20 protein-coding genes are annotated in these 21,187 nt (G+C 73.3%); 6 read left to right on the top strand and 14 right to left on the bottom strand.

Going from position 1 to position 21,187, the window contains the following annotated elements; genetic code table 11:
- Position 1 precedes the first annotated feature (1 nt).
- The 10 genes from pstB to IE172_RS28400 form a co-directional block, all read right to left on the bottom strand.
- Entirely contained in the window at positions 2-778 is a 777-nt protein-coding gene (pstB, locus tag IE172_RS28355; protein WP_190100172.1) for a phosphate ABC transporter ATP-binding protein PstB, read from the bottom strand.
- A gap of 32 nt (positions 779-810) precedes the next feature.
- Complete coding sequence (gene pstA / locus IE172_RS28360) at positions 811-1,872, bottom strand: phosphate ABC transporter permease PstA (RefSeq protein WP_190100173.1); 1,062 nt, start codon at positions 1,870-1,872, stop codon at positions 811-813.
- On the bottom strand, positions 1,869-2,876 hold the full coding sequence (pstC, locus tag IE172_RS28365) for a phosphate ABC transporter permease subunit PstC (protein ID WP_190100174.1): 1,008 nt from the start codon (positions 2,874-2,876) through the stop codon (positions 1,869-1,871). Before pstC ends, pstA begins: the two co-directional genes overlap by 4 nt.
- A 132-nt stretch (positions 2,877-3,008) precedes the next feature.
- Positions 3,009-4,139 carry a phosphate ABC transporter substrate-binding protein PstS gene (pstS, locus tag IE172_RS28370; RefSeq protein ID WP_190100175.1) on the bottom strand — a complete coding sequence of 377 codons (1,131 nt, stop codon included), beginning with the start codon at positions 4,137-4,139 and terminating at the stop codon, positions 3,009-3,011.
- Between the two features lie 223 nt (positions 4,140-4,362).
- Positions 4,363-4,797, bottom strand: coding sequence for an NUDIX hydrolase (locus IE172_RS28375; protein ID WP_229886496.1), 435 nt, complete (start codon positions 4,795-4,797; stop codon positions 4,363-4,365).
- 11 nt (positions 4,798-4,808) lie between these two features.
- Positions 4,809-5,975: a CHAD domain-containing protein gene (locus IE172_RS28380; protein WP_190100176.1), complete on the bottom strand. Its 1,167-nt coding sequence runs from the start codon at positions 5,973-5,975 to the stop codon at positions 4,809-4,811.
- A complete protein-coding gene (locus IE172_RS28385; RefSeq protein WP_190100177.1) occupies positions 5,956-8,322 on the bottom strand; it encodes an RNA degradosome polyphosphate kinase in 2,367 nt (788 codons plus the stop codon). Before IE172_RS28385 ends, IE172_RS28380 begins: the two co-directional genes overlap by 20 nt.
- Before the next feature lie 185 nt (positions 8,323-8,507).
- Positions 8,508-9,503: an ABC-2 membrane transporter-related protein gene (locus tag IE172_RS28390; RefSeq protein WP_229886498.1), complete on the bottom strand. Its 996-nt coding sequence runs from the start codon at positions 9,501-9,503 to the stop codon at positions 8,508-8,510.
- On the bottom strand, positions 9,500-10,390 hold the full coding sequence (locus IE172_RS28395; protein WP_190100178.1) for an ABC transporter ATP-binding protein: 891 nt from the start codon (positions 10,388-10,390) through the stop codon (positions 9,500-9,502). The genes IE172_RS28390 and IE172_RS28395 overlap by 4 nt, the downstream gene beginning before the upstream one ends.
- The gene (locus IE172_RS28400) at positions 10,387-10,842 is read right to left on the bottom strand and encodes a GntR family transcriptional regulator (RefSeq protein WP_190100179.1); all 456 of its coding nucleotides are present in this window, start codon (positions 10,840-10,842) and stop codon (positions 10,387-10,389) included. Before IE172_RS28400 ends, IE172_RS28395 begins: the two co-directional genes overlap by 4 nt.
- Positions 10,843-10,960: 118 nt before the next feature.
- On the opposite strand from IE172_RS28400, the gene IE172_RS28405 reads away from it, so the two are divergent.
- From IE172_RS28405 to IE172_RS28425, 5 genes are all read left to right on the top strand, one after another.
- A complete protein-coding gene (locus tag IE172_RS28405) occupies positions 10,961-11,512 on the top strand; it encodes an RNA polymerase sigma factor (RefSeq protein ID WP_190100180.1) in 552 nt (183 codons plus the stop codon).
- Entirely contained in the window at positions 11,509-12,363 is an 855-nt protein-coding gene (locus tag IE172_RS28410) for a cupin domain-containing protein (RefSeq protein ID WP_190100181.1), read from the top strand. The genes IE172_RS28405 and IE172_RS28410 overlap by 4 nt, the downstream gene beginning before the upstream one ends.
- Positions 12,364-12,617: 254 nt before the next feature.
- Positions 12,618-13,478 carry an ABC transporter ATP-binding protein gene (locus IE172_RS28415; RefSeq protein ID WP_190100182.1) on the top strand — a complete coding sequence of 287 codons (861 nt, stop codon included), beginning with the start codon at positions 12,618-12,620 and terminating at the stop codon, positions 13,476-13,478.
- The gene (locus IE172_RS28420) at positions 13,475-15,001 is read left to right on the top strand and encodes an ABC transporter permease (RefSeq protein ID WP_190100183.1); all 1,527 of its coding nucleotides are present in this window, start codon (positions 13,475-13,477) and stop codon (positions 14,999-15,001) included. Before IE172_RS28415 ends, IE172_RS28420 begins: the two co-directional genes overlap by 4 nt.
- Before the next feature lie 35 nt (positions 15,002-15,036).
- Entirely contained in the window at positions 15,037-15,732 is a 696-nt protein-coding gene (locus IE172_RS28425) for an ABC transporter (protein ID WP_229886500.1), read from the top strand.
- Here IE172_RS28425 and mshD read toward each other — a convergent pair.
- Positions 15,692-16,639, bottom strand: a complete 948-nt coding sequence (mshD, locus tag IE172_RS28430) for a mycothiol synthase (protein WP_190100184.1) — start codon at positions 16,637-16,639, stop codon at positions 15,692-15,694. The genes IE172_RS28425 and mshD overlap by 41 nt on opposite strands.
- Positions 16,640-16,797: 158 nt before the next feature.
- Between mshD and IE172_RS28435 the strand changes: the two genes are divergently transcribed.
- Complete coding sequence (locus IE172_RS28435; RefSeq protein ID WP_190100185.1) at positions 16,798-18,618, top strand: bifunctional metallophosphatase/5'-nucleotidase; 1,821 nt, start codon at positions 16,798-16,800, stop codon at positions 18,616-18,618.
- A gap of 66 nt (positions 18,619-18,684) precedes the next feature.
- Here the strand turns inward: IE172_RS28435 and IE172_RS28440 are convergent, their stop codons facing one another.
- From IE172_RS28440 to IE172_RS28450, 3 genes are all read right to left on the bottom strand, one after another.
- Positions 18,685-18,864, bottom strand: coding sequence for a DUF1737 domain-containing protein (locus tag IE172_RS28440; RefSeq protein WP_190100186.1), 180 nt, complete (start codon positions 18,862-18,864; stop codon positions 18,685-18,687).
- A 113-nt stretch (positions 18,865-18,977) separates the two neighbouring features.
- Positions 18,978-20,426 (bottom strand): sensor histidine kinase, encoded by a 1,449-nt coding sequence (locus IE172_RS28445; RefSeq protein WP_190100187.1) that lies wholly within the window; start codon positions 20,424-20,426, stop codon positions 18,978-18,980.
- A complete protein-coding gene (locus IE172_RS28450) occupies positions 20,423-21,157 on the bottom strand; it encodes a response regulator transcription factor (protein WP_190100188.1) in 735 nt (244 codons plus the stop codon). The genes IE172_RS28445 and IE172_RS28450 overlap by 4 nt, the downstream gene beginning before the upstream one ends.
- Positions 21,158-21,187 lie beyond the last annotated feature (30 nt).

Raw genomic sequence — 21,187 nt, forward strand, 5'->3', positions numbered from 1 at the left:
GTCAGCCGAAGCGGCCGGAGATGTAGTCCTCGGTGGCCTGGACCGACGGGTTGGAGAAGATGCGCTCCGTGTCGTCGATCTCGATCAGCTTGCCGGGCTGGCCGACCGCCGAGAGGTTGAAGAACGCGGTGCGGTCGGAGACGCGCGCCGCCTGCTGCATGTTGTGCGTCACGATGACGATCGTGTACTGCTCCTTCAGCTCGCCGATCAGGTCCTCGATGGCGAGGGTGGAGATCGGGTCCAGGGCGGAGCAGGGCTCGTCCATCAGCAGCACGTTCGGCTCGACGGCGATGGCGCGGGCGATGCACAGACGCTGCTGCTGACCGCCGGAAAGGCCCGAGCCGGGCTTGTTGAGGCGGTCCTTCACCTCGTTCCAGAGGTTGGCGCCCCGCAGGGACTTCTCGACGACGTCGTCCAGCTCGGCCTTCTTGTACTTGCCGTTCAGGCGCAGGCCCGCCGCCACGTTGTCGTACACCGACATGGTGGGGAACGGGTTCGGGCGCTGGAAGACCATGCCGACCTCACGCCGCACGGCCACCGGGTCGATGCCGGCGCCGTACAGGTTCTCGTCGTCGAGCATGACCTTGCCGTCGACCCGGCCGCCGGGCGTCACCTCGTGCATGCGGTTGAGGGTGCGCAGGAAGGTGGACTTGCCGCAGCCCGAGGGGCCGATGAAGGCCGTCACGGAGCGGGGCTCCACGGTCATCGAGATGTCCTCGATGGCGAGGAAGGAGCCGTAGTAGGCGTTGAGGCCGCTGACGTCGATGCGCTTGGCCATGGGTATCACTTCTTCTTTCGGGTCCGGGGGCCTCAGCGACCGGTCTTCGGGGCCTTCCAGCGGGCGATGCCGCGGGCCACCAGGTTGAGGATCATGATGAACGCGATGAGCGTCAGGGCCGCCGCCCAGGCACGGTCGTAGGCCGCGCCGGAGCCGCCGCTGTTCTGGTACTGGAGGTAGATGTACATCGGCAGCGACGCCTGCGGGTCCTGGAACGGGTTGGTGTTGATGAAGTTCGTGACCCAGACCAGCAGCAGGACAGGGGCGGTCTCACCGGTGATGCGGGCGATCGCGAGCATCACGCCGGTGGTGATGCCGCCGATGGAGGTCGGCAGGACCACCTTCAGGATCGTGCGCCACTTCGGCACGCCGAGCGCGAGGGACGCCTCGCGCAGCTCGTTCGGGACGAGCTTGAGCATCTCCTCCGTGGAGCGGACGACCACCGGGATCATCAGGATGGACAGCGCCATCGAGCCGGCGAAACCGGACGGGCCCATGTCCAGCATCAGGATCCACACACTGAGGACGAACAGACCGGCGACGATGGACGGGATGCCCGTCATGACGTCGACGAAGAAGGTGACGGCCTTGGCGAGCCGGCCGCGGCCGTACTCGACCAGGTAGATCGCGGTGAGCACACCGATCGGCACGGAGATCAGGGTGGCGAGGCCGACCTGCTCCAGGGTGCCGACGATGGCGTGGTAGATGCCGCCGCCGGGCTCGGTGTCGGCGACCACGCCCATCGAGTGGCTGAGGAAGTAGCCGTCGAGGACCTTCACACCGCGCTTGACCGTCTCCCAGATGAGGGAGATCAGCGGGACGAGGGCCATGAGGAAGGCGACCCACACCAGGCTGGTCGCGGTGCGGTCCTTGGCCTGACGGCGGCCCTCGACCTTCGCGGAGATGCCGTAGGAGCCGGCGACGAACAGCACGGCCGCGATGAGCGCCCACTGGATGTCGCTGTCCAGGCCGGCCGCGGTGCTGATGCCGAGGCCCAGCACGACGGAGCCCGCGGCGACCGCCCAGGCGAACCACTTCGGCAGCGTCGCGCCGCGCAGGGAACCGTGCTTCGGGGTGAGGGTTGCGTGGCTCATGCGTTGGCCCCCGAGTACTCCTTGCGGCGGGCGATGATCAGCCGGGCCGCGCCGTTGACCAGCAGCGTGATGACGAACAGGACGAGACCGGAGGCGATCAGGGCGTCGCGGCCCATCTCGGTGGCCTCGTTGAACTTGCTGGCGATGTTCTGGGCGAAGGTGCCGCCGCCGGTGTCGAGCAGGCTGGCGTTGATGTCGAAGCTGGAGGAGAGCACCATGGCCACGGCCATCGTCTCGCCGAGCGCGCGGCCGAGGCCCAGCATCGAGGCGGAGATGACGCCGGAGCGGCCGAAGGGCAGCACCGACATGCGGATGACCTCCCAGCGGGTCGCGCCGAGGGCCAGGGCCGCCTCCTCGTGCATCCGCGGAACCTGCCGGAAGACCTCGCGGCTCACGTTGGTGATGATCGGCAGGATCATGATGGCGAGCAGGATGCCGACGGTGAACAGCGAGCGCGGGGCGCCGTCGTTCCACTCGAAGACGCCGGTCCAGCCGAGGTAGTCGTCCAGCCAGCCGTACAGGCCCTCCAGGTGCGGGACGAGGAAGAGCGCGCCCCACAGGCCGTAGACGATGGAGGGGACCGCGGCGAGCAGGTCGATCACGTACGCGATGAGGCCGCCGAGGCGGCGCGGCGCGTAGTGCGTGATGAACAGGGCGATGCCCACCGAGACCGGGACCGCGATGACCATGGCGATGATCGACGACACGACGGTGCCGAACGCCAGGACGGCGATGCCGAACTCCGGCGGGGTGCCGCTGGGGTTCCAGTCGAACGAGGTGAAGAAGTTCGCCTCGTTCTTGCTGATGGCTATGGAGGCGCGGTAGGTCAGGAAGGCCGCGATGGCGGCCATGAGGGCCAGGACGAAGATGCCGGATCCGCGGGAGAGCCCGAGGAAGATCCGGTCACCGGGGCGGGTGGCCCCGCGTGCGGCGCGCTTGTCCACGGGCGCGGCCGGCCCGGGTGCGGCGGGGGGTGCGGCTGGTTTCTGTGTCGTGATGTCCATCGGGTTCTCCGGTCTGCGGAGCCGTCGGGGCCGGCGGCTCGGTGGAGCCGTCCGGGGTCCGGGGGCTCCTGATGGCGGTGCACCGGACGGTGCGGACCGGCTCCCTGGTCGGGGCCGGTCCGCACTCTCGGGTCAGGCGAGGTTCGAGATGGTCTCGCGGACCTTGGTGATGATCTCCTCGGGCATCGGGGCGTAGCCCGCGTCGGCCAGCAGCGCCTGACCGTCCTCGGAAGCCATGTAGTTCAGGAAGGACTTGGTGGTGGGCAGGGTCTCCGCCTTGTTGCCCTTGTCGCAGACGATCTCGTACGTCACCAGGACGATCGGGTAGGCGCCGTCGGCGGACGGGGTGTAGTCGAGCTCCAGCGCGAGGTCCTTGCCGGTGCCGACGACCTTCGCGGCGCCGATGGCGGCGGTCGCGTTCTCGACGGTGGCGGCGACCGGCTCGGCGGCCTCGGTCTTGATGGAGACGGTCTTCATGCCGTCCTTGGCGTAGGACAGCTCCATGTAGGAGATGGCGCCGGGGGTCTGCTTGACCTGCTGGGCGACACCGGAGGAGCCCTGCGCGGACTGGCCGCCCTTGGCCTCCCAGGACTTGCTGGGCTCGTACGTCCAGTCCTTGGGCGCGGCGGCCTGGAGGTAGGTGGTGAAGTTGTCCGTGGTGCCGGACTCGTCGGAGCGGTGGAAGGCCTGGATCTTCTGGTCGGGGAGCTTGGCGTCGGGGTTGAGCTTGGCGATCGCCTCGTCGTTCCAGTTGGTGATCTTGCTGTCGAAGATCTTGGCGAGGGTCGGCGCGTCCAGGACGAGCTCGTCGACACCCTCGACGTTGTAGCCGACGGCGATCGGACCGCCGACCATGGGCAGGTCGATGGCCTGGCCGTCCTTGCAGATCTGCTGGGACTGCTTGATCTCCTCGGCGTCCATCGCGGAGTCCGAGCCGGCGAAGGAGGTCTGGCCCTGGAGGAACGCGGTGATGCCGGCGCCCGAACCGGTCGGGTTGTAGTTGACCTGCACGCCCTTGCACGCCGCGGAGTACTGCTTCACCCAGGCGTCGATGGCGTTCTTCTGCGCGGAGGAGCCGGAGGCCGCGAGCTGACCCTTGGCGTCACCGCAGTCGATGTTGCCGGCCTGCTTGGTGGCGGAGGCGCCGTCGCCGCTCGCGCTGCCGCCGGTGTCGTCGGAGCCGCACGCCGTGAGGGCCAGGGCGCCGGAGACGGCGAGAGCACCGAGAGCGAGGGCACGCCGGTTCTTGCGCTGAAGCTTCACTTGAGTTCCTTCCAGTGGCCGCCGTCCTGAATTCGGCGGCGTGCGAAGCGGGTGATGGGGTCGCCCCTGCCGTTCCTCGGGCGATCCGCATCCGGTAAGGCCGAAATTAGGCAGAACAGGTGAAGCCGCCGATGGCCGTAAATGAACGGGGGGTGAACCCCTGAGGGCGGTGCGGTGAGGTCACGGAACGCTCACGTCGAGGACACGGGGTGATACCGGACGGTCAGTGCCCTGGGCGGAGCGTGGCGAGGAGGGCGTCCACGAGGGTGGCGTCACCGGGGCGGGTGAGGCGGGCGCGGGCGGCGTCCGGGGGGAGCCAGAGGAGGCGGTCGACCTCGTCGTTCGGGGTGAAGCCGCCGGAGACGGCCTCGGCCGCCCAGTAGCGGACCTGCTTGGGGCGGCCGCCGGCGAGGTAGCGCGCGGTGGGGAGCTCGGCGGCCGGGACGGCGGTGTGCCCCGTCTCCTCCGCGACCTCGCGCAGGGCGCCGGCCAGCGGGTCCTCGCCCCGCTTGAGCTTGCCCTTGGGCCAGGACCAGTCGTCGTACTTGGGCCGGTGGACGAGGCACAGTTCGAGGGTGCCGGTCACGGGTGAGCGGCGCCACAGGACGCAGCCGGCGGCGTGGACGACGAGGGTGCGGTGCTTGCCGGGGATGCCCACCGGGTGCCTCCCTAGGGGGTGTCCAGGGCTTCCTTCTGCCAGGCGCGCTGGAACGCGTACCGCGCGGCCTCCACCTCATGCCGCTGGTCGGCGTGGAGCACGCCCAGCGCGTACGCCGTGGCGGGGGCGATGCGCGGGGTGCGGGCCGCCTGCGCCGCGGCGGCGGCCGCCTCGGAGGCGTCGCGGTGCCGGTCGAGCGCCTCACCGGCGGTGAGCAGACGCGGGTCGGCGGCGGTGCCCAGCACCTCGCGGGCGTAGCGGTGCAGACGCAGCAGGAGGCGTACCTGGTGCCAGGGGGCGTCCTGCGGGTGCGGGGAGAGGTCGGGGGCGAGCCCGTGGATCAGCGCCTCCGCGTTGTACGGGCTGCCGGCGGTGAGCAGGGGCAGCGCGGTGACGGCGTCGGCGAGCCGCTCGCGGGCGGCGTCGGCCATCGGGCGCAGGTCGGCGCCGTCCGCCGCCGGGACCAGCGGCACCTCGCTGGCCAGGAGGGCGACCTTGTCGGCGATCCCGTGGAACCGGGAGGAGCCGAGCGCCTGGAGCGCGGTGGAGTGCGCCCGGGTCCGGGCCAGGGTGAGCTGCCGGTCCAGCAGGGCACCGGCCTTGGCGGCGCCGACGGTGAGGTTCCCCCGGTCCGGCGCGGGCACGGACCGTACGGCGGTCCGGTCGGGGGCCGGGTCCGTCGCGGTGGTGGTGACGACGGCGGTCGCGGTGCGCCGCGCCGGGCCGGCGGTGCCGCCCGGTGCGTCGCGCGTCGCGTCGGACGGCTGTCCGGCGGCGGCCGGGACCGGGGGACGGACGGCCGTCGCCCGGGCGGGGGCCGGGAACGGGGTCGCCCCGGACAGGCGGTGCAGGGCCAGGAGCAGTTGGTTCAGGCGTGCGGTGTGGGCGTGTTCCTGGGCCAGGGTGCCGGAGACCCAGGCCAGTTCGGGCCGCAGTCCCTCCGCCCAGCCGGGGTCGAGGACCGGCTGGAAGGTGTGGAGGCCCGCGCTGATGCGGCGGGCCGCGCGGCGCAGCGCCCGGGCCGCCTCGGCGGAGTCGTCCGACGCGGCCGCGCCCGCACCGGTCTCCCGGTGCAGGCGCAGGGCGCGGAGGAACTCGGTCGCCCGGTCCCGCAGATAGCGGGCCAGGGCGTCCGCCGGGACGGGACCGGCCGTCGGATCAGGGTGTCGCTGTGCCACGCCGGCGCCTCCGGGCGTCTATGAGCATCTCCTGGACGTTGCGCAGGGGCTGGCCGTCCGCGTCCGTCGCGTGCCGGGTCCACTCGCCGTCCGGGCCGAGGTGCCAGGACGCGGTGGTGTCGGACATGCCGGTCTCCAGCAGCCGGTTCAGCGCGGCACGGTGGGCGGGGTCGGTGACCCGCACCAGCGCCTCTATCCGGCGGTCGAGGTTGCGGTGCATCATGTCGGCGCTGCCTATCCACACCTCGGGCTCCCCGCCGTTGCCGAAGGCGAAGACGCGGGAGTGCTCGAGGAAGCGGCCGAGGACGGACCGTACCCGGACGTTCTCCGACAGTCCCTCCACGCCGGGCCGGATCGCGCAGATGCCCCGCACCCAGATGTCGACCGGCACGCCCGCCTGCGACGCCCGGTAGCAGGCGTCGATGACGGCCTCGTCGACCATCGAGTTGACCTTGATGCGCACGTACGCGGGCCGCCCGGCACGGTGGTGCTGCGCCTCCTTGTCGATCCGCGAGACCAGGCCGTCCCGCAGGGACTTGGGGGCGACGAGGAGGCGCCGGTAGGTCTCGCGGCGGGAGTAGCCGGAGAGGCGGTTGAACAGGTCGGAGAGGTCCGCGCCGACCTGAGGGTCGGCGGTGAGCACGCCGAGGTCCTCGTACAGCCGGGCCGTCTTCGGGTGGTAGTTGCCGGTGCCGACGTGGCTGTACCGCCGCAGCGTCTCGCCCTCCTGACGGACCACCAGCGACAGCTTGCAGTGGGTCTTCAGGCCGACCAGGCCGTAGACGACGTGGCAGCCCGACTCCTCCAGCTTGCGCGCCCACTTGATGTTGGCGTGCTCGTCGAAGCGGGCCTTGATCTCGACCAGGACGAGGACCTGCTTGCCGGACTCGGCGGCGTCGATGAGCGCGTCGACTATCGGGGAGTCGCCGGACGTGCGGTACAGGGTCTGCTTGATGGCGAGGACGTCCGGGTCGGCGGCGGCCTGCTCCAGGAACGCCTGCACGGACGTCGAGAAGGAGTCGTAGGGGTGGTGCAGCAGCACGTCCCGGCTGCGCAGCGCCGCGAAGATGTCCGGCGGGGACGCCGACTCCACCTCCGCCAGGTCGCGGTGGGTGCCCGCGACGAACTTCGGGTACTTCAGCTCGGGCCGGTCCAGGCTGTGGATGCGGAAGAGCCCGGTGAGGTCGAGCGGGCCCGGCAGCGGGTACACCTCCGCCTCGCCGACCTTCAGCTCGCGCACCAGCAGGTCCAGCACCTCGCGGTCGATGGACTCCTCCACCTCCAGCCGCACCGGCGGCCCGAAGCGGCGCCGCATGAGCTCCTTCTCCAGCGCCTGGAGCAGGTTCTCCGCGTCGTCCTCCTCCACTTCGAGGTCCTCGTTGCGGGTGAGCCGGAACGCGTGGTGCTGGAGCACCTCCATGCCCGGGAACAGCTCCTCCAGGTGGGCCGCGATCACGTCCTCGATGGGCACGTAGCGGCCGGGGGAGCTCTCCAGGAAGCGGGACAGCAGCGGCGGCACCTTCACGCGGGCGAAGTGCCGGTGTCCGGTGACCGGGTTGCGCACCACGACGGCCAGGTTCAGCGACAGGCCGGAGATGTACGGGAATGGGTGCGCCGGGTCGACCGCGAGGGGGGTGAGGACGGGGAAGATCTGGTGCCGGAACAGGGTGAAGAGCCGGGCCTGTTCCTTCTCCGTCAGCTCGTTCCAGCGGACCAGGTGGATGCCCTCCTCCGCGAGTGCGGGGGCGACGTCCTCGTGGTAGCAGGCGGCGTGCCGGGCCATCAGCTCGCGGGAGCGGGCCCAGATCATCTCCAGCACCTCGCGCGGCTGGAGGCCGGAGGCGGAGCGGGTGGCGACCCCGGTGGCGATGCGGCGCTTCAGGCCGGCCACGCGCACCATGAAGAACTCGTCCAGGTTGCTGGCGAAGATCGCGAGGAAGTTCGCCCGCTCCAGGAGCGGGGTGGCGGGGTCCTCGGCCAGTTCCAGCACGCGCTCGTTGAAGGCGAGCCAGCTGCGTTCCCGGTCGAGGAAGCGGCCCTGGGGGAGCGGGGCGCCGTCGGTCTGCGCCTCCTCGTACCCGTCGAGGTCCGCGTCGATGTCGGGTTCCAGGTCGGAGACCACTCCGGCCACGGTGTGCGGTCGGTGGGCGGCTATGGAGCCCACGGAGGGCTGCGGGTGCTGTACCTGTGCCTGGGCGTCGGGCTGGCTCATGACCCCATTCTTCCGCGCCGGGGGCATCACGGGCGCGTCGGAATGCGCGGGTGGGAGCGGTGGTGGCCCTGAGGCGTCCCCGTTCCCCCCGTTCACCCGTCGGGGCGGTGCAGGCTCTGGCACGGCGGGATGCATTGGCCGAGCGTCGCAAGCCTGTCTGAATCAGCGGTTACGGAGACATGACGTGCGGGATGCCGGGCGGCGGCTCGCGGGGGTGTCGCGCCGGGGGGTGGTGTGTCCGCCGGGTGGGGCGCGGGGTGGGACGTGAGGCGGCCCCCGACCCGTGGGACGGGTGGGGGCCGCGGGGGGGGGAGGGGTGGTCAGGGGGTGCGGTGGCGCAGCAGGCGGAAGGCCGCGTAGGCCAGGAGCGCGGCGACGGCGAGCACGATGCCGGAGGCGACCAGGTGGAGCGGCCAGTAGTGGGCGGCGGGGTGGAAGTCGCGGTAGAAGCCGACGGCGCCCATGTCGGACAGTGTCGTCTCGCATCCGGGCAGCATGCTGGTGAGGCAGGGAGCGTCCAGCCGGTCGCCGTCGGCGGTCAGCACGCCCTGCCCGGCCCAGATGCCCTCCCCGCGCGGGCCCTCCCGCAGGCTGGTCACCTTGGTGACCGCGGGCCACAGGTGCGGGAGGGCGGTGTGGACGGCCGCCCACAGCGCCCCGAGCGCGGCCGTGGCCACGGCGAGCGCGGCGACGGCGCGGCGCAGCAGCAGCCCCGCGAGGACGCCGATGGCCAGTCCGGCCAGGGCGAGGGCCGCGGGGAGGGTGCCGTTGGCGTAGAAGGTGGGGTAGTGGTCCCACACCAGGGCGGTGTCGATGCGGTCCTCGGTCCCGGTCCACGCCAGGCGGTGCAGCAGGGTGAGCAGGCCGGTCGCCGCGAAGGCCAGTGCGGCCGGCAGGGCGAGCCGGGAGGCCAGCCAGCGGGCCGGGGAGACGCCCTGCGTCCAGGCCAGGCGGGCCGTGCCGGACTCCATCTCGCGGCCGGTGAGCGAGCCGCCGGCCCACGCGGCGACCAGCACCGGCACGGCGAGCACGGCGTAGGTCGTGTAGTTGTACACGTCCTTGTGGCGGATGACGGCGTCCTGGTCGTAGGAGCAGCGCTCGTCGAAGGCGCAGGCGTTGTACTGCTTCCAGGCCGCCGCCGAGGCGTCGGCGAGGGGACCGCCGAGCCACAGCAGCCCCGCACCGGTCAGCAGCACGAGTGCCGCGCCGGCGAGGAGGGCCGGGCGGTGCAGCCGCAGGAGCCAGCGCAGCTGGCGGGGCGCGTGGGCGGGGCCGGTGGCGGTCGTGGCCGGGACGGTGGTCAGGGTGGCGTTCACGCGGCGGTCTCCGTGGTGTCGGGCGCCGGGGCCGGGGCGGAGGCTCCGGGGTTGCGCAGGTAGGACAGGACGAGTTCCTCCAGGGACGGCGTGCCGGTGCGCCAGTCGCCGGGCAGGGGGCCGGCCGGACGGAGCAGTGCGCTGAGCTGGCGTCCGGTGGTGCGGGACTCCACGACCTCGTGCGCGGCCAGGTCGGTCTCCGCCGGGGCGGACACCCGGGTGTGGGCGGCCAGCAGGTCGTCGATCTCCCCGGCGAGGCGGACCCGGCCGCCGCCGATCAGCAGCAGGTGGTCGCAGGAGTCCTCCAGTTCGGCGACGACGTGCGAGGACATCACGATCGTCGTGCCGCGTGCCGCCGCCTGCCCCATCAGGACGCCCATCAGCTCGTGCCGGGCGAGGGGGTCGAGGTCGGCCATCGGCTCGTCCAGGAGGAGCAGTTCGGGCCGCTTGCCCAGGGCCAGGGCGAGCGCCACGCGGGTGCGCTGGCCGCCGGAGAGCGCGCGGATCCGCCTGCCCGGGTCCAGGTCGCCGCCGGCCACGATCCGCTCGGCGGTGTCCGCGTCCCAGTGGCCCGGGTTCAGGTCGGCGCCCATGCGCAGCGTCTCGGCGACGCTGAGCTGCGGGTACAGCGGCTTGGTCTGGTCGACGAAGCCGACCCGGGGGCGGGCCGTCGCCGGGTCCGTGCCGAGGACGGTGGCCCGGCCCTCGGTGGGGGCGAGCAGCCCGGCGGTGATCGCCAGCAGCGTGGACTTGCCGGCGCCGTTGGGGCCGACCACGGCGCAGACGCGGCCCGCGGGCAGCCGGAAGGAACAGTCGCGCAGCGCCCAGTCGGCGCGCCGGCCGAAGCGCTTGCCGAGCGCGTCCGCCTCGATGGCCGGGACGGTCATGACGGGTCTCCCTGAGGGGTCTTCGGGGGTGCGGTGGGGTGTGTCGGTGCCGGGGCGGGCGGCGGTGGTGCCGGGCCGGCCGGGTAGTGCGTCTCGAGTACGGCGGTGAAGAGCGCGGCCACGTCCTCCCGCTCCAGTCCGGCCCCGCGGGCCCGGGACGCCCACTCCTCCAGCTCCGCGCGCAGCGGGGAGTCGGCGGGGGCGGCGCCCAGCGAGCGCCGTACGAAGGTGCCGAGGCCGCGCCGGGCCTCCACCAGCCCTTCGCGTTCCAGCTCGCGGTAGGCCTTCAGCACGGTGTTGGGGTTGACGGCGGTGGCTTCGACGACCTCGCGGGCCGTGGGCAGCTTGTCGCCGGGTGCCAACAGGCCCAGGCGCAGGGCCTGTTTGGTCTGGTGCACGATCTGGACGTAGGTGGCCATGCCGCTGTGCCGGTCGATGCGGTAGTCGACCACGTGAACCACCCTTTCACTAATTGAGTAGTGAAAGGGTGGTGCAGGGGTGGCGGGAAAGTCAAGCGATGTTCCCGGTCCGGGCGTGAACCGTTCGGCCGGGCCCGGCCGATGAGGGGACGTGAGCGGAACGAGAAGCGACGGGGAGCTGCTGCGCGCCGTCGCGGCGGACGGCGACCGGCGCGCCTTCGAGGAGCTGTACCGGCGCTACGCGCCGTGGCTGACCGCCCGGATGCGCAGCCGGTGCGCCGACGCGGGCATCGTCGACGACGTCGTGCAGGAGACCTTCCTCGCGGTGTGGCGCGGCACGGCCCGCTACCGGGAGGAGACGGCGGGCGCGGACGCCGCCGGGTGGCTGTGGCGGATCGCCTCGCGCCGGCTGGTCGACGCCCTGCGCGGCGCCGGGGCGCGCGGCCGGCTGCGGCAGGCGCTGGCGCGGCTGCGGTACCGGGACGAGGCGTCGGCGGAGGAGCGCGTCCTCGCGGGCGTGGAGCACGGCGACCTCGCCGGCGCCCTGGTCCGGCTCTCGCCGGAACTGCGCGCGGTGCTGCAGGCCACGGTCGTCGACGGGCTGACCACCCGTGAGGCCGCCGTCCTGCTGGGCATCCCGCCGGGCACCGTCAAGACGCGGGCGATGCGGGCCCGCAGGCAACTCAGGGAGGCGCTGGCATGACGCACGCGACGACGGGCTGGCACGTCCCCGAGGACGACCTGCGGGCCTACGCCCGGGGCGAACTGGAGCCACCCGCGCTCTGGTCCGCCGACACCCACCTCACGGCCTGCGCCACCTGCCGGACCGCCCTCGCCGGGGCCCTCGACCCCGTCGTCCTGGACGCCGGCTGGGAGCGCCTCGACGCCGAACTCGACGCGCCGCGACCGGGGTTCCTGGAGTCGCTGCTCGTACGGCTCGGCGTCGCCGACCACACCGCACGGCTGCTCGCGGCCACGCCCGCGCTGCGCCGCTCCTGGCTCGGCGCGGTGCTCGCGGTGCTCCTGCTCACCGTGGCCGTCGCCGCCGACCGGGGTACCGCGGGCCCGCCCACCCTCTTCCTCGCCCTCGCACCGCTGCTGCCGCTCGCCGGCGTCGCCCTGTCGTACGGGCCCGCCCTGGACCCCACGTACGAGATGGCCGTCGTCGCCCCGGTGCACGGCTTCCGGCTGCTGATGATCCGCACGGTCGCGGTGCTCGCCGCCGGGCTCGGCCTCAACGGGCTGGCCACCCTCGCCCTGCCCGGTTACGGGCTGCGCGCCCTGGCCTGGCTGCTGCCCGCGCTCGCTCTCACCGCGCTCGCGCTCACGCTCACGGCCCGGCTGGGCCCGGTGCTCGCGCCGTCCCTGGTGGGCGGCGGCTGGGTCGCGCTGCTGCTCGCGGCGGACGCGGCACGGGCCGAGGACACGGCCGTCCCGCTCGCGCCGTTCACCGCGGCCGGACAGGGGGCGTCCGCGGCGGTCGCCGTACTCGCCGCCGGGCTCCTGGCCCTGTTCCGCGACCGCTTCGACGTCGACCGGACCCGCGGGGTGTGACCGCCCCGGACCGCCCCGGCCCGCTCCGGCGCCGCTCCGGGTCCGTGTGCCGGGGCGGCACGGGCCGGGAGCCCGTGACTCCGGTCCGCCGGGGCTCCCGGTCCGGCCTGGCCGTCGCCTGCCCGGGCGGGGCTCCCCGCCTGATCGCCCCTGACCTGCCCCGTCGCGGGGCCATGCGCCCCCTCCACCCGGCGACACCTTCCACCGGGAGGCCCCGGCGCCCCCGACCATCCACCACCTGTACGGAGTTGTGCATGACCCCGACCGTCTCCGCCTCCGGGCTGAGTCTCCACTTCGGGCGCACCCGCGCCCTCGACGACGTGTCGCTGCGGCTGTCCCCGGGCGTCACCGGACTGCTCGGGCCCAACGGCGCCGGCAAGACCACGCTGCTGCGGGTGCTCGCCACCGCCGTACCGGCCGACCGGGGCGCCTTCACCGTGCTCGGCCACGACCCCGCCACCTCGCGCGGCCGGCAGGAGGCCCGCCGCCGGCTCGGCTATCTGCCGCAGGCTCCCGGCTTCCACCCCGACTTCTCCGCCTTCGAGTTCGTCGACTACGTGGCGATCCTCAAGGAACTCACCGACCGCACCGCCCGGCACCGCGAGGTGCGCCGCGTACTCGACGAGGTCGGTCTCGGCGACGTACGCGGCAAGCGTCTCAAGAAGCTGTCCGGCGGGATGCGGCAGCGGGTGGCGCTGGCGGCCGCGCTCGTCGGCGACCCCGAGTTCGTCGTCCTGGACGAGCCCACCGTGGGGCTCGACCCCGAACAGCGCATGCGCTTCCGCGAGCTGATCGCCCACGCCGGTGAGGGCCGCACCGTGCTGCTGTCCACGCACCAGACCGAGGACGTGGCGATGCTCTGCCACCGGGTGGTGGTCCTCGCCGACGGCACCGTCCGCTTCGACGGCACACCCGCCGAGCTCACCGCACGGGCCGCCGGCCGGGTGTGGAGCAGCACGGAGCGGGAGACGGGCGCGAAGGCCGGCTGGCGTACCGGGACGGGTTCCTTCCGCAACGTCGGCGACCCGCCCGCCGGCGCCGAGCTGCTCGCACCCACCCTGGAGGACGGCTACCTGCTCACCCTCGACGGCGCCGGTGCGGAGGTGACGGCGTGACCGCCACGACGACCGCGCCGCCGTCCCCGGCCGTGACGACGCACGGGCCCCGCGCTTCCTGGACGGCCGTGTTCGCCCTCGCCGCCTTCGAGGGACGCAGACTCCTGTGCCGGGTGCCGGTCCTCGTCGCCTTCGCGGTCTACCTGGTCTGGACCGTGTGGCGCACCCACGGCGCGTACGACGGCCATCCGGCGCTGCAGGACGTCGACCGCGCCACCCAGGGCCCACCCGTCCTCGTCGGTCTCGCGGTGCTGCTCGGCGTCCACCAGGCCGTGCTGCGCTCCCGCCGGTACGACACCGACCGGCACCTGTCCGTGCTGGTGGTGCAGCCGTGGCGCCGTACGGCCGCGCACCTGCTGTCCGTCGTACCGGTGGCGCTGCTCGTCGCGGTGTGCGTGGGCGCCCAGTTCGCCTGGCAGGCGCTCAAGCCCACCGCCGTCGGGCACGGTTCCCCGGCCGAACTCCTCGTCGGGCCGCTGTCCGTCCTGCTGTTCGGCGCGTTCGGGGTACTGCTGGGCCGGCTGCTGCCCGTGCCCCTCGCGGCCCCGCTGCTGATCGTCTCCCTGCTCCTGTTCTCCGTGTTCGCCTCGGGGCCCCCGGGGGCGGCGGGCTGGTCGCGGTGGCTGGTGCCGTCGGTCGGCGAGAACAGCTTCGCCACCCTCCCCTCCGACCTGATCGGCCGCCCCGCCGCCTGGCACGCCCTCTACCTCGCGGGCCTCGCGCTGAGCGTGGCCCTGGCGGCGCTGCTGTTCTCCGGCGGTGCCCGGCTGTGGAGCGTCCGGGCGGGGGCCGCCGCGGCGGTGGCGCTGACGCTGGTCGGCGCGGTGGGCCAGTCGCGGGGCGTGCCGGAGGAGACGGCCGAGGCGCGCGTCCGTGCCACGGTCGCCCCCGAGAAGACGCAGCGGTGCGTCGCACGGGACGCCACGGTGTACTGCGCCTTCCCCGAGTGGGAACCGCGCACCGGTGAGTGGGCGGCGGTCGTGGACGACGTGCGCTCCCTGGCCGGAGGCGGCGCGGAGAAGCGGCCGCTGACCGTGCGCCAGCGGATCGAGGCGCGCCACGGCCTCGACGGCGACGCGGCGCTCGCCGCGTCCCCCCGCCCGGGTGAGGTGACCGTCGGCACCTCCTGGGGCGGCAACCGGACCCCCGAGTTCGCCGTCGCCGTCGCCGTGGTCCTGGTCACCGGACGGGAGGAGGCGGCGGGCGCGATGTGCGACGGCCGGATCGTCACCGTGATGTGGACGGCGCTCGCCGGCCGGCCCGACCCGGTGACGGACCTGCGGCGGGTGCGGCTGGACGACAGCGCCACGGGAGGGGCGGTCGTCCTCTCGCAGACGGAGACGCTGCAGATGACGGCTGCGCACACGGAAGTGCTGCGCGCGCTGCTGGACCTGCCCAGGGACGAGGCCGCCGCCAGGGTGAAGGGCAACTGGGCCGAGCTGACCGCGCCGGAGGTGACGACGCGACGGGTGGCGCAGGTGCTGGGCCTGGGCGCGCCGGAGGGGGAGGACGAGTGCCAGTGAACGGCGCGACGGCCGGAGGAGGAGGACGAGTGCCCGTGACCGGGGCGACGGCCGGCGGTGTGCCGGTGGCGGAGCTGGTGCGGGCGGTGGCGCGGACCGTGCCCTGGCGGGCCCTCGCGGCAGGGGGCGGGCTGGGCCTGCTGATCGCCGCGGTCCCCAGGCTGACGGGCGGCGACGCGGGCGGCTGGCCGGCGCTGACCGCGCTGCGCGCCGGTGCCCTCGCCTTCGCCCTGGGGGCGGCCTTCTGGCTGGACGACCCGGCCCGGCACACCACGGCCGTCGTCCCCGCCCGGCGCGCCCTCCGCCACGGCCTGCGCCTCGCCCTCCTCGCCCCGGTCGCCGCCCTGTGGTGGACCGCGGCCCTGCTCCTGGTCCCGCGGCCGCTGCGCCCCCCGGCCGCCGGCGTCACCGTCGAGGCGGCGACGGCCCTGGCCCTCGCCCTGACCGGGGCCGCGTTCGCGGTCCACCGCCGGGAGGCCGCCCGGCCGGGGCAGGCGGTCGCCGGGTTCCTGCTGGTCACCGCGGTCCTGGCCCCGCTGCTGTGCCCCGAGGACTGGGCCCTGTTCGTGACCCCGGAGGACGAGTCGTGGGCGGTCGCCCACGACCGCTGGACCGTGCTGCTGGGCGCGCTGCTCCTGGCGGGCGCGCTCTGCCTCACCGAGCCGGCACGGCGCTACGGGCGACGGGGGCTCAGGTCTCCGTCCGGTACATCAGGTCCGTCTCGTGGGTGACGAACCCCAGCCGCTCGTAGACGGAGACGGCGGCCTTGTTGTCGGCGTCTACGTACAGCATGGCCGTCGGCAGTCCCCTGTCCGCCAGGTGCCGCAGCCCGATCGTGGTGAGGGACCTGCCGAGGCCGCCGCCCTGGGCGTCGGGGCTCACCCCGAGGACGTACACCTCGCCCAGCCCGTCCGCCTCGTGCACCTTGGTCCAGTGGAAGCCGACGAGCCGGCCGTCGCCGTCCCCGTCGCCCTCACCGCGCTCGGCGAGGAAGAACCCCTGCGGGTCGAACCACGGTTCGGCCTTGCGGTCGTCGAGGTCGCGCTGGGTGAGTGAGCCCTGTTCCGGGTGGTGGGCGAAGGCGGCGGCGTTCACCGCGAGCCAGGCGGCGTCGTCCCGGCCGGGTTCGAAGGTCCGGACGCGTACGCCGTCCGGCAGGACCGGGTCCGGCAGGTCGAGCCCGGTCAACGGGCGTCGCATCTGGCGCAGTTCCCGGAACAGCGTCAACCCCAGCACCTGCGCCAGGTGCCGGGCGGCGGAGTGTCCGCCGTGCGCCCACACCCGCAGCCGCTTGCCGGAGGCGGCGAGCAGCGCGGACCCGAGCGCCCGTCCGTGCCCGTTGCCCCGGTGGGACGGGTGCACGACCAGTTCGGCGGCCGGCGGCTCCACGGGATCGGTGTCCTCCAGCTGGGCGTACCCGACTAGTTCGTCGCCCACGGACAGCAGCAGGTGCGACACCCCTTCGCGCTCCCCGCCGCGCAGTTGCAGCCGCCCCTGTTCGGACACCGCCTGCTGACCGTCGGCCCGGGCGGCCTCCGCGAGCAGGGCGAGGACCGCCTCCGTCTGCTCGGGGGAGAGCGCGGTGTACGTCTGGAGCGAGCGGGGGCGGCCGGGCCGTACGAAGTCGTCGCTGGTCATGCCTACGAGGGTAAGGGGACCGTGCGGAAGGGGGCCGTACGACGGACGGCAACGGTGTCGGCGAAAGCTAAACCAGCTCGTAACCCTGAAGACCCTGTCGCGCTACGCGCGTTGACCCTAGGCTGCGCCGGTACCCACTCGGACCCTCAGGGGGGCGTATGCCAGCCACATCCCCGGCGCACCACCCGCGCCGAAGCCGCCGCACCAACCGTCTCCTCGCGACCGCCGCCGGTGTGCTCACCGCCGGCGCGCTGGCCGCGGCCGCCCTGCCGGGGTCGGCGACCGCGGGCGAGAACCACGGGAGCAAGGGCGGGACCCACCCCGGCCGCTACCAGGACGTGCAGCTGCTGTCCTTCAACGACCTGCACGGCAACCTGGAGCCGCCGACGGGCTCCTCCGGCTGGGTCACCGAGATCCAGCCGGACGGCACGACGAAGTCCGTCGACGCGGGCGGCGTCGAGTACCTCGCCACCCACCTGCGCAAGGCCCGCAAGGGCAACCGCTACTCCATCACCGCGGCCGGCGGCGACATGGTCGGCGCGTCCCCGCTGATTTCGGGCCTCTTCCACGACGAACCCACGATCGAGGCGCTGAACAAGCTCGACCTGGACGTCACCTCCGTCGGCAACCACGAGTTCGACGAGGGCGCCGCCGAACTGCGCCGCCTGCAGTACGGCGGCTGTCACCCGGTCGACGGCTGCTACACGGACCAGGAGTTCAAGGGCGCCGACTTCCCGTACCTGGCGGCGAACGTCCTCGACGAGAAGACGAAGAAGCCGCTCCTCAAGCCGTACTGGGTGTGGAAGCGGAACGGCGTCAACGTCGGCTTCATCGGCGTGACCCTGGAGAGCACCCCGAACATCGTCTCGGCGGAGGGCGTGAAGGGCCTCGCCTTCAAGGACGAGGTCGAGACGATCAACAAGTACGCCCAGGAGCTCCAGCGCCAGGGCGTGAAGTCGATCGTGGCGCTGATTCACGAGGGCGGCTTCCCGGCCTCGTCCTCCTACAACTACGACTGCGACTCCCCGGGCGCCGGCGACGGCATCTCCGGCCCGATCGCGGACATCGCGAAGAACGTCTCGCCGCAGGTGGACGCGCTGGTCACCGGTCACACGCACGCGGCGTACGCCTGCACCATCCCGGACCCGTCCGGCAAGCCGCGCACGGTCACCTCGGCCGCGTCCTTCGGCCGCCTCTACACGGACACCACGCTGACGTACGACCGCTGGACGGGTGACATCGCCCGTACGGCCGTGAAGTCCGTGAACCACGTGGTCACCCGGGACGTCCGCGAGGCGCGCGACATGACCCGTCTGATCCGCAAGTGGAACACCCTTGCCACCCCGATCGGCAGCCGCCCGATCGGCTACATCTCCGGCGACATCGTGCGCGACGGCACGGAGTCCCCGCTCGGCGACCTGATCGCCGACGCGCAACTGGAGTACGGCAGGACGCTGGACGCGGAGACCGACCTGGCGCTGATGAACCCCGGCGGCATCCGCGCCTCCCTCACCCACGCGGCCGGCGGCAAGGAGGGCGACGGCGTGGTCACCTTCGCCGAGGCCTTCACCGTCCAGCCGTTCGCCAACACGGTCAACCTCCAGGACTTCACCGGCGCCCAGCTGATCCAGGCCCTGAAGGAGCAGGTCAGCGGCCCGAACGAGGCGGCCCCGAAGATCCTCCAGATCTCCTCCGGCCTGACCTACACCCTGGACCTGACCACGTCGGGCGCGGACCGCGTCGTCACGGACTCGATCCTGCTCAACGGCTCGCCCATCGACCCCTCCGCCACCTACCGCGTCGCCACCAACAGCTTCCTCGCGGGCGGCGGCGACGGCTTCCCGACCCTGGGCCAGGGCACCAACGACCTGGTCGGCGAGGACGACCTGACGGCCCTGGAGCAGTACCTGACCGCCCACTCGACTCCCACGACCCCGATCGCCCCGCCGAAGGCGGACCGCATCACCATCGTGAGGTGACCGCCGGCGGGGCCGGTACGAGGCGTGTTCACCGCCCCGTACCGGCCCCGCCGCATGTCCGTCCCGCTACCCGGGCCATACGACCGCCTGCGCGACGATCACCCGCTCACCGTCGAAGGTGACCGCCGGCCCTCCGTGCAGCAGGTACCCCTTCTCCAGCGCCTCGCTCACCCGGCGGCAGAAGGCCGGGTCGTCGGGACCGGTCAGGACGCGGTAGACGGGCAGCCCGTCCGGTGGTGTCGACATACCCGGGAGCGTGTCACACCCCCTCTTCCGCGAGGGGGTCAGGACGCCGTGGCGGTCCAGCCCGCCGGCCAGCCGGTGCTCTCCTGATCGGCCGCCTGGCTGCCGTCCGGCCGCTACGGCATCTCCGGGGGAGGGTCGGGGGCGCCCGGCAGTCGGATGGTGGCCGTGGTGCCGCCGTCCTCGGCCGGGGTCAGGGCCACGTCACCGCCCGCCTGCTGGACCGTGCGGGCGACGATGGACAGGCCGAGGCCGGAGCCGGGGAGGGCGCGGGCGGTGGGGGAGCGCCAGAACCGGTCGAAGACGTGGGGCAGTTCGTCCGCGGCGATGCCGGGGCCGTGGTCGCGGACGGTGAGGACGCCGTCGGCGAGGCGGACGTCGACGGTGCCGGCGGGCGGGCTGAACTTCACCGCGTTGTCGAGGACGTTGACGACCGCCCGTTCCAGCGCCGCCGGTTCGGCCCGTACGTACCAGGGGCGGAGGTCCGCCGTGAGGGTCAGTTCCGGGCCGCGCAGCCGGGCGCGGCGCAGCGCCGACTCGACGGTGTCGTGCCACGCCACGATCTGGGTGCGGCCGGCGTGCGGGTCGGTGTCCGGACGGGACAGTTCCTGCAGGTCGCCGATGAGTGAGGCGAGTTCCGTCATCTGGGCCTTGACCGAGGCGAGCAGCGCCCTGCGGTCCTCGGCGGGCAGGGGCCGGCCCGTGTCCTCGCTGCGGGTGAGGAGTTCGATGTTGGTGCGCAGCGAGGTGAGCGGGGTGCGCAGTTCGTGGCCGGCGTCCGCGATGAGCTGCTGCTGGAGGTCGCGGGAACTGGCGAGGGCGGACGTCATGGAGTTGAAGGAGCGGGAGAGGCGGGCGATCTCGTCCTCGGAGTCGTCCTCCACCGGGATGCGGACGCCCAGGTCCTCGGTGCGGGCGACGTGCTCGACGGCCTCGGTGAGCCGGTCGACCGGGCGCAGGCCCGTGCGGGCGACGGCGAGTCCCGCGGCGGCCGAGCCGAGGACACCCACACCGGAGACGAGGAGCAGCAGCAGGGCCAGTTCGTTGAGCGTGGACTGGGTGTTGCCGAGCGGCAGGGCGACGACGAAGGCGTAGTCCTGCACCACGGCCCGGCTGAGCGGGCCGGTCTTGATCACGACGGCCGTCGTCAGCACCCGTACCCGTTCGCCGTCGCTGTCGGTCCCGTCCCGGACGGTGCCCTTCTCCGGGTCGGGGTGGGCGGCCACCGCCTTGTCCGCGCCGGTGACGTCGACGGCGGCCGCCGAGTAGGGCAGGACGCACACGCGGCCGTCGGCGCGCACCAGTTGGGCGTACTGATTGCTGCGCGTGCCCGTGTCGGACGGCTCCGGCACACAGGTGTCGGTGAACTGCTCGAACTGCTCCCGCTGGAGTTCGAGCACCGACGAGCGCAGATCGTCGTCGAGTTCGTCGTACAGCTTGTCCCGCACGAGGAACCAGCAGGTCACCGACACCGCCGCCACCGCGAACGCCACCGCCGCCGCCACCAGCAGCGACAGCCGCGCCCTGATGGGCAGCGCGCGGAAGCGGCGCACCGGACCCGTCACTCCGCGCCGCCCTGCCGCAGTACGTACCCCACCCCCCGCACCGTGTGCACCAGGCGCGGCTCCCCGCCGGCCTCGGTCTTGCGGCGCAGGTACATGACGTACACGTCGAGCGAGTTGGAGGAGGGCTCGAAGTCGAAGCCCCAGACCGCCTTCAGGATCTGCTCACGGGTGAGCACCTGGCGCGGGTGCGCCATGAACATCTCCAGGAGGGTGAACTCGGTGCGGGTCAGCTCCACGTGCCGGCCGCCGCGCTCGACCTCCCGGGTGGCCAGGTTCATGCGCAGGTCGGCGAAGGTGAGGACGTCGTCGGACTCGGCGGAGGCGGCCACCGCCGCCGCGTACGAACTGCGGCGCAGCAGCGCGCGGATACGGGCGAACAACTCGTCCAGCTCGAACGGTTTGACCAGGTAGTCGTCCGCCCCGGCGTCCAGCCCCGTCACCCGGTCGCCGACGGTGTCCCGGGCCGTCAGCATCAGGATGGGCGTGGTGTCGCCGGTGGCGCGGATGCGGCGGGCGGCGGTCAGGCCGTCCATGCGGGGCATCTGGATGTCGAGGACCAGCAGGTCCGGCCGGTACGCCGCCGTCTTCTCCAGGGCGTCCGCGCCGTCGACGGCGACCTCGGTGCCGTACCCCTCGAAGGCCAGGCTGCGCTGGAGCGCCTCGCGCACGGCCGGTTCGTCGTCGACGATCAGGATGCGCTGGGGGGCACGGTCACCATCTGCGGGGCTCATGGGGAGGCGGGGTCCTTCGGCTGCGACGGG

This window comes from Streptomyces griseoflavus (genome assembly GCF_014649995.1).
Lineage (GTDB): Bacteria > Actinomycetota > Actinomycetes > Streptomycetales > Streptomycetaceae > Streptomyces > Streptomyces griseoflavus.